Genomic DNA, 7553 nt, shown 5'->3' on the forward strand with positions numbered 1-7553 from the left:
TCATGGCGTAATCGAGGTAGCTCCGGCGCATTTCCTCTTCAAGACTGATGGGCAGGGTTTCTTTGGCGAACTGGGTCATGGGAAGATTGTGGCTATGGCTATGTCAAAGGCAACCTCCGATTCTAAGGGTGAGGCATGTTGTTTATTGGCAACGTTGAATTTCATTTTGTACGAAGCCCTTGCGCAATCCTTGCTTTGTACTTACTTGGCTGTTTTGCGCAAATTTGCTGTGTCACAATAGACTGACCGTTTTAGATGATAGGCATTTAGAGCGCTTAACAAATATTCGCAGCGTAGCTGCGGTTTTTCCCCCTCTAAAGGAGAACCCCATGAAGAAATTAAATAAAGTGGCTTTGCTGATCGCTTCTGCAGCATTTGCAACCGTTGCTGGCGCTCAATCCGCTGACAACTGGGTCAGCAGCAATGGCATTACCTGGAAAAACGGTACCAACGAACTGTGCTGGCGCGATGCCAACTGGACGCCTGCTACTGCAGTTGTCGGTTGCGATGGCGCTATCGTAGCTCCAGCACCAGCTCCGGTTGTAGCACCCGCGCCAGTGGCACCAAAGGCTGCTCCAGCTCCAGTGGTTGCCGCACCTGCTCCTGCACCTGCTCCTGCACCTCCAGTTGCTGCCAAAGTGACTTACGCTGCTGACGCATTCTTTGATTTTGACAAAGCCGTTCTCAAGCCTGAAGGCAAAGCCAAGCTCGACGACCTGGTTGGCAAAGTCAAGGGTATCAATCTTGAAGTGGTCATTGCTGTGGGTCACACTGATTCCACTGGTACTGATGCTTACAACCAAAAGTTATCTGTCAAGCGTTCAGAAGCTGTCAAGGCTTACTTGGTGTCTAAAGGCATTGAGAAAAATCGCGTTTACACCGAAGGTAAAGGCGAGAAACAACCCGTTGCTGACAACAAGACCAAAGAAGGCAAAGCCAAAAATCGTCGCGTTGAAATCGAAGTGGTCGGAACACGCGCTGCTGCTAAGTAATTGGCATTGATGCCCGGAGGCGGTCGTTCATGACCGCCCCAATGAAAAACCCCGCTGTTGCGGGGTTTTTTGTTTTTGATCGCCATTGTTGAGCCTGTTTTTTTGACGGGCATTGAATTTTCTCGATAATTACTTCATGACTTCAATACTGAACGCTGACCCGGCCGAACTGGCCAAGTTTTCTGACCTGGCACACCGTTGGTGGGATCAAGAAGGCGAGTTTCGTCCCCTGCATCAAATTAATCCTCTGAGGCTCGAGTGGATCAACAGTCTGAGCCCGTTAAAGGGGCAGCAGGTTCTTGATGTTGGTTGTGGCGGAGGTATTCTTACTGATGCCATGTCGCATGCTGGTGCGCAGGTCTTGGGCATTGATTTGTCAGCCAAAGCACTTAAGGTGGCGCAACTCCATGCGCTGGAAGCGCAGACGCCGAATGTTCAATACCGGGAGGTGAGTGTTGAGGCGTTGGCAGAGTTGCAGTCTGCAAGTTTTGATGCCGTCACCTGTATGGAAATGCTGGAGCATGTGCCTGACCCGGCATCCGTGGTGCGGGCTTGTGCCAAGTTGGTTAAGCCGGGTGGGTGGGTATTTTTCTCTACCTTGAATCGCAGTCCAAAATCGTTTTTGTTGGCGGTTGTAGGCGCTGAATACATCTTGAACATGCTACCCCGGGGTACCCATGAATACGCCAAGATGATCCGCCCCAGTGAACTGGCAAGCTATTGCCGCACTTCCGGCCTTAATTTGCTGCACACAAAGGGGATGGGATACAACCCCATCAACCAACGTTATTGGCTGAACTCCGATACCAGTGTGAACTACCTCTTTGCGACCCAAAAGCCTATGGGTGCAGCCTTGTGACTGTGAGCGCAGGTTTGTTTTCCAACATACAAGCAGTTCTCTTTGATCTGGATGGCACCCTGATTGACAGCGCACCAGACTTGGGTGCTGCAGTTGACAAAATGCGCGTCGATCGTGGTTTGTCTTCGTTGCCATTTTCCAGTTATCGTCCCATGGCTGGAGCTGGAGCTCGAGGAATGATAGATGTAGCGTTTGGTCTGACACCCGAACATCCTGATTTTGAAGCGCTACGAGAAGAGTTTTTTGCGAATTACGAGCAACGCATGACTCAAAACACCTATGCCTTTGACGGGGTGCCGGAGTTGATTGAAAATTTATTGCTGCTTGGGCTCCCATGGGGCGTGGTGACTAACAAATCTACTCGTTTTACAAACCCATTGACGCGCGCTATGCCACTCTTTACTTCGGCGGGTGCTATTGTGAGCGGAGATACTACTGCGCATGCCAAACCGCACCCTGAACCCTTGTTTGAGGCAGCCCGACGACTTGCAATTGATCCGTCTCGCTGCTTGTATGTTGGTGATGACGAGCGCGACATTGTTGCGGGGTTGGCCGCTGGAATGGGCACCGTTGCGGCCACCTATGGTTACTTGGGTCACAAAGCTGATCCAGCAAAATGGGGTGCTCACTCCATAATTAATTCTCCTGGGGCACTATTGCAATTGCTCGCCAGGGCCTAAAATACTCTGCTTGGGGCTGCACTGGTTTCGACGTGGGTTCGGACGCGGTGTGGTGCATGTCGAGCTGAATGTGCTCGTAAATCAGATTCAAAAAAACTAACTGCAAACGACGAACGTTTCGCACTCGCTGCTTAATTGCCAGTGAGCTTTACAACAGCAGGCCGATGGGCTGGGCAAGGGGTTTCTAAAGCAATTTAGGCGCTCCCGGCTGTAAAGATAATTTCATTGGCTGGCTCTGGGCTGGGTACCTTAACCCGGGGCAAGACAATAGGGTACTGGCGTCCTGTGTAGCGTGTGGCTGCGCGACACAGGTGGCGAGACTCAAATCAGACCACTAAACATGTAGATCTGCCCGAACAAGGCTTGCGGACGGGGGTTCAAATCCCCCCAGCTCCACCAGACCGCATGACAAAGGCCTCCAAGTAGCGATACTCGGAGGCCTTTTTCATTGGTAAATCAACAGCTTACTTCGCCAACTCTCTTTTAAATTAATTAATCATGCAAACTGATTCGCTGCTGACCCTCAAACTGCCAGAGGATTATTCTTTCTCTGATCTGAAAATTCGACGTTGTGTGGACGATGCGATTGACTTAGACATGGATCTCGTCAAGTTGGTCTGTCACCTCAATGGTTTGGATTTCGATAAAGTCTGTCAAAACCCGGGTCCTGTTGTGACAACGATTTTGACGGTTTGGTACAAAAGTCATCTTGCAGAAGGCGGTGAACCTGATGTCTTGATGGAGGAACTCAGGTCTCAGGGGCAAAGACTTAATTAAGGGGAGGGCGGCTAGGTCACGCACTGTCCGTGCAAATTCTGGTTTTGAAGAAAACGAAGATCAGTTGCGCTTAGGCGTCGAATCACCCTGAGGGTATTTTTCAGCGTTCTTCCGCAGTTTCTGAACCACGGCATCGTTAAGGTCCACCCCCAGCACCGATGACAAGCGAACCAGGTACAGCAGCACATCCGCCAGTTCATCCCTGACGGCCTGAGCAGTTTCTGGGTTGGTGGCCGCTGCCAGCGACTCCGCTTCAGACTGCCACTGAAAAATCTCAACCAGTTCACCGACTTCACCGGTCAGCGCCATGGCCAGGTTCTTGGGCGAGTGGAATTTTTGCCAGTCGCGTTCATCGGCAAAAGTTTGCAGGGCGGTCTCCAGAGCGGAGACATTGATGAGGGGTTTGTTTACCATGATGCTTATTTTATTTGTTGGTTTTTACAAGGATGCATAGACCATGTTGATCGTCAAACCTGTCCCGGCTGATCGCCTGCCCGACCTCTTGCGGCTGATGCCCAAGGCTGAGTTGCACATTCATATTGAAGGCTCGCTGGAGCCGGAATTGATGTTTGCAATGGCGCAGCGCAATGGGCTGGCCATGCCCTACCCGGATGTGGAATCGCTGCGTCGCGCCTATGTGTTTGACAACCTGCAGGACTTTCTTGATATCTACCATGCGGGAACTTTGGTACTGCGCACCGAGCAGGACTTCTATGACATGACGCACGCCTATCTGGCGCGCGCTGCCGCAGACAACGTGGTGCACGCCGAGATTTTTTTCGACACCCAAACGCATACCGGGCATGGCGTCAGTACCGATACGGTCATTAAGGGCTTGCACCGCGCCTGCGCCGATGCGCAAGCTGAATTTGGCATAAGCGCGTCGCTCATTCTTTGCTTTTTGCGCCATTTGAGCGAAGAGGCTGCGTTTGAATGTCTGGAGCAGGCGCTGCCCCTGCGCGAGAAACTGGTGGGGATAGGATTGGCGTCGAGTGAATTGGGTCATCCGCCTGAGAAGTTTGCCCGCGTGTTTGCGCGTGCCCGCGAATTGGGGTTCCGTTTGGTGGCGCATGCAGGCGAGGAGGGGCCGCCTGCCTACATCTGGAGTGCGCTCGATGTCCTCAAAGTGGAGCGTATTGACCACGGCGTGCAGGCGATCAACGACCCGGCGCTGATGGCGCGGTTGCTCAAAGACCGCATCCCGCTCACGGTGTGTCCGCTGTCCAACCTGAAATTGCGCGTGTTTCCTACGCTGGCTATGCACAATCTGGGGCGTATGTTGGACGCGGGAATCGTGGCGACCATCAACTCGGATGACCCGGCCTACTTTGGCGGCTATATCAACCAGAATTTCACCCAAACTTTCGACGCCTTGGGGATGACGGCCCAACAGGCCTACCAGTTGGCACACAATAGTTTTGGAGCCAGTTTTATTGGCGGCTCGCTCAAGCACCAATACATCGACCGGCTGAATGCGATGTTTGAAACGTTTAGTTGAAGAAGCAGGCCCGTATTGATGGGCTGATGGCGCGACCGGCGTCGACGGCCATGCCCGGTTAAAATTAGTCCAAGGCCCGCTGCTCCGGTGGGCTTTGCCTTTTGTGTTTCGGAGCCATGTAGAGGACTACCATGTATAAAAACCTCGTAGCTGCGTTCGCGGCCGCTTGTTTTATTTCTCCCGTTTTTTCGCAACCCGCCCCGGTGCCTGTCGCCCCCCACGAGCCGCTAAAAATCGGTTTTGTGTACGTGGCGCCGCTCACCGATGCCGGGTGGGTTCGCCAGCACGATGAAGGTCGCAAGGCTGTCGAAGCCGCTTTGGGCACCAAAGTTAAAACCACTTATGTCGAGAACGTACCCGAAGGACCGGATGCCGAACGCGTGATCCGAGATCTGGCCAAAACCGGACATAAACTGATTTTTACGCCCAGTTTTGGCTACATGGAGCCCACGCTCAAGGTGGCGGCTGAATTTCCTGATGTGAAGTTTGAATCTGTCACCGGCTACAAGACCACGCCCAACGTGGCGGTGGCAAACGCGCGTTATTACGAAGGCCGCTACCTGGCGGGCATAGCCGCCGGGCGCATGACGACCAGCAATACGGCGGGATACGTGGCGGGGTTCCCGATTCCTGAAGTTCTGCAAGGCATCAACGCCTTTGCCTTGGGCATGCGCTCGGTCAACCCCCGCGCCGAGGTCAAGGTGGTGTGGCTCAACGCCTGGTTTGACCCGACCCGCGAGCGCGATGCGGCCATGACGCTGTTCAATCAAAACGTGGATGTGATTTCGTTTCACACCGGGTCCTCTGCCGTGATGGTGGCGGCACAGGAGCGCGGCAAGTTGGCCATCGCCTACCACTCGGATATGCGCCAAATTGCGCCTGATGCACAGGTCGTGGCCGTCACCCACCAATGGGGCGCTTACTACACCCAGCGCGCAAAAGCGGTGCTGGACGGTAGCTGGAAAACCGGTGGTGTTTGGGGCGGCGTGCGCGAGGGCATGGTCAAGGTCGACGGCTTTGGCCGCAAAGTGCCCAAAGCGGTGCAACTCGAAGTGCTGGCGCGTCAAAAAGACATTGCCAGCGGCAAGCTGCATCCTTTTTATGCCAGACAAGCGGTGCTGGACAACGAAGGCAAGGTGGTCATCGCCCAAGGCCAGACGCTGAGCGATGAGCAGATTCTCAAGATGAACTGGCTGGCGCAAGGCGTGCACGCCAAGCTGAAATGAGCCAAGGTTAATAAACGCGGTTAAGCTCTTTCTCCATGAAAGCTTACCGCTCCGCCATCCTTCGTTTTGCCACTGACAGCGAGCCCCGCCATGCGGCGGTTTACGAGTCGGATGGCCTGCTGGTGGTGGGCGCCAACGCACAAGGCACACAGGTGGTGTTGGCGGTGGGGCCGTACCTGGCGCTGAAAGATCAGTTCCCCGGTGTGACGGTTGAGCACCTGCCGGGGCGCATCATTGCTCCCGGTTTTGTCGATATGCACATCCATTTCCCGCAGACGGATGTCATTGGTTCACCTTCGGACGGTTTGTTGCCGTGGCTTGAAGATTACACATTCCCTGAAGAAAAACGCTTTTTAGCGCCCGAATACAGTGTGCAAGCAGCTACTTTTTTTATAGCAGAGCTATTGCGAAATGGCGTCACTACGGCCTTGTGCTTTGCTACCTCGCATCCCGAATCGGTGAACGCCTTGTTTGCCGAGGCACAGGCTAAAAATATGCGCCTGATCACGGGGTTGTGTCTGATGGACCGCAACGCTCCGGTTGATGTGCTCAATCTCGCGGCGCCTGATGGCTCTAACGATGCCACCGAGCAAAGCCTGATCGACACCGAGAAGCTGATTAACCAGTGGCACGGCAAGGGTCGGCTGGGCTACGCCATCACCCCGCGTTTTGCGCCGACCAGCAGCGAGGCCCAGTTGCGCGGTGCTGGTGAACTGGCCGCCAAGTACCCTGATGTCTGGATTCAGTCGCATGTGTCTGAGAACAAGGACGAAATTGCCTGGGCTCGCGCGCTGTTTCCCAAGTCGGTCAGCTATCTGGCCACCTATGCCGATTTTGGTTTGATGCGGGATCGCGCCATTTACGCCCATTGCATTCACTTTGACGATGACGACCGGGCCTTGATGCGCGCCACGGGTGCGGCGGCGGCGGTCAGTCCGACCAGCAACCTGTTTCTGGGCAGCGGGTTTTTTGACTACGCTGCGGCGGATCGTGCCGGGTTTTACTACGGGTTGGCGAGCGATGTTGGCGGGGGCACCAGCTTCAGCCCGTTTCACACCATGCTGGCGGCGTACTACGTGGGTCGGGAAGGGCAGACCAAACCCGGCGTGTCGCTGTCGCCGCAACACCTGTGGTGGCAGCACACGGTCGGTGCGGCGCAAGCTTTGGGACTGGATGGTCGGCAGGGGCGTCCGGCCGTTGGAAATCTGCAACCGGGTTGTGAAGCAGATTTTGTGGTGCTGAACCCGCAGGTCACGCCCTTGCTGGCCCGCAGAACCGCACGCGCTGATAGTCTGGATGAGTTACTGTTTGCCATGATTGTGCTGGGCGATGACCGCTTGATCGAGCGCACCGTAATTTATTAAGCGTTTTAGGCCGCTAGCCCCCGTGTATATTGCGCTAGTAGCTATTGATAATATAGCGATCTGCGGCGGTGCCTGTTTGCCGGTTAAGTCGCCTGATCTGCGTCAGGGCTTGCTTACAATCTGCCAACTTCAGGAGTTCAGTTCCCATGACGATTAA

At 54.4% G+C, this 7553-nt stretch carries 9 protein-coding genes and 1 other RNA gene; 9 read left to right on the top strand and 1 reads right to left on the bottom strand.

Translation table 11 applies throughout. The annotated features are described in order from the left end of the window. From WCG50_RS15820 to WCG50_RS15845, 6 genes are all read left to right on the top strand, one after another. On the top strand, window positions 1-241 hold a 241-nt coding region (locus WCG50_RS15820; protein WP_336900559.1), incomplete at its 5' end, for a hypothetical protein. Between the two features lie 88 nt (window positions 242-329). Beyond that, window positions 330-992: an outer membrane protein OmpA gene (gene ompA, locus WCG50_RS15825; RefSeq protein WP_336900560.1), complete on the top strand. Its 663-nt coding sequence runs from the start codon at window positions 330-332 to the stop codon at window positions 990-992. A 136-nt stretch (window positions 993-1128) separates the two neighbouring features. Beyond that, window positions 1129-1851: a bifunctional 2-polyprenyl-6-hydroxyphenol methylase/3-demethylubiquinol 3-O-methyltransferase UbiG gene (gene ubiG / locus WCG50_RS15830; protein WP_336900561.1), complete on the top strand. Its 723-nt coding sequence runs from the start codon at window positions 1129-1131 to the stop codon at window positions 1849-1851. Window positions 1852-1865: 14 nt separating this feature from the next. Further along, the gene (locus WCG50_RS15835) at window positions 1866-2531 is read left to right on the top strand and encodes an HAD-IA family hydrolase (RefSeq protein ID WP_336900567.1); all 666 of its coding nucleotides are present in this window, start codon (window positions 1866-1868) and stop codon (window positions 2529-2531) included. 12 nt (window positions 2532-2543) lie between these two features. Beyond that, window positions 2544-2930, top strand: a transfer-messenger RNA (tmRNA) gene (gene ssrA, locus WCG50_RS15840). Between the two features lie 99 nt (window positions 2931-3029). Next, window positions 3030-3308 (top strand): hypothetical protein, encoded by a 279-nt coding sequence (locus WCG50_RS15845; RefSeq protein ID WP_336900562.1) that lies wholly within the window; start codon window positions 3030-3032, stop codon window positions 3306-3308. Window positions 3309-3368: 60 nt separating this feature from the next. Here the strand turns inward: WCG50_RS15845 and WCG50_RS15850 are convergent, their stop codons facing one another. Next, entirely contained in the window at window positions 3369-3722 is a 354-nt protein-coding gene (locus tag WCG50_RS15850; protein ID WP_336900563.1) for a nucleotide pyrophosphohydrolase, read from the bottom strand. A 43-nt stretch (window positions 3723-3765) separates the two neighbouring features. Between WCG50_RS15850 and WCG50_RS15855 the strand changes: the two genes are divergently transcribed. The 3 genes from WCG50_RS15855 to guaD all read left to right on the top strand — a co-directional run bounded on the left by WCG50_RS15855 (window position 3766) and on the right by guaD (window position 7396). Beyond that, complete coding sequence (locus WCG50_RS15855; protein WP_336900564.1) at window positions 3766-4806, top strand: adenosine deaminase; 1041 nt, start codon at window positions 3766-3768, stop codon at window positions 4804-4806. A gap of 131 nt (window positions 4807-4937) precedes the next feature. Beyond that, the gene (locus WCG50_RS15860) at window positions 4938-6032 is read left to right on the top strand and encodes a BMP family ABC transporter substrate-binding protein (RefSeq protein ID WP_336900565.1); all 1095 of its coding nucleotides are present in this window, start codon (window positions 4938-4940) and stop codon (window positions 6030-6032) included. Window positions 6033-6067: 35 nt separating this feature from the next. Further along, window positions 6068-7396, top strand: coding sequence for a guanine deaminase (gene guaD, locus WCG50_RS15865; protein ID WP_336900566.1), 1329 nt, complete (start codon window positions 6068-6070; stop codon window positions 7394-7396). Window positions 7397-7553 lie beyond the last annotated feature (157 nt).

The sequence above is a fragment of the Rhodoferax sp. genome (assembly GCF_037143375.1).
Lineage (GTDB): Bacteria > Pseudomonadota > Gammaproteobacteria > Burkholderiales > Burkholderiaceae_C > Rhodoferax.

Coding starts and splice junctions, on each gene's coding strand:
- ompA (WP_336900560.1), top strand. CDS start 330: ATGAAGAAATTAAATAAAGTGGCTTTGCTGATCGCTTCTGCAGCATTT.
- ubiG (WP_336900561.1), top strand. CDS start 1,129: ATGACTTCAATACTGAACGCTGACCCGGCCGAACTGGCCAAGTTTTCT.
- WCG50_RS15845 (WP_336900562.1), top strand. CDS start 3,030: ATGCAAACTGATTCGCTGCTGACCCTCAAACTGCCAGAGGATTATTCT.
- WCG50_RS15850 (WP_336900563.1), bottom strand. CDS start 3,722: ATGGTAAACAAACCCCTCATCAATGTCTCCGCTCTGGAGACCGCCCTG.
- WCG50_RS15855 (WP_336900564.1), top strand. CDS start 3,766: ATGTTGATCGTCAAACCTGTCCCGGCTGATCGCCTGCCCGACCTCTTG.
- WCG50_RS15860 (WP_336900565.1), top strand. CDS start 4,938: ATGTATAAAAACCTCGTAGCTGCGTTCGCGGCCGCTTGTTTTATTTCT.
- guaD (WP_336900566.1), top strand. CDS start 6,068: ATGAAAGCTTACCGCTCCGCCATCCTTCGTTTTGCCACTGACAGCGAG.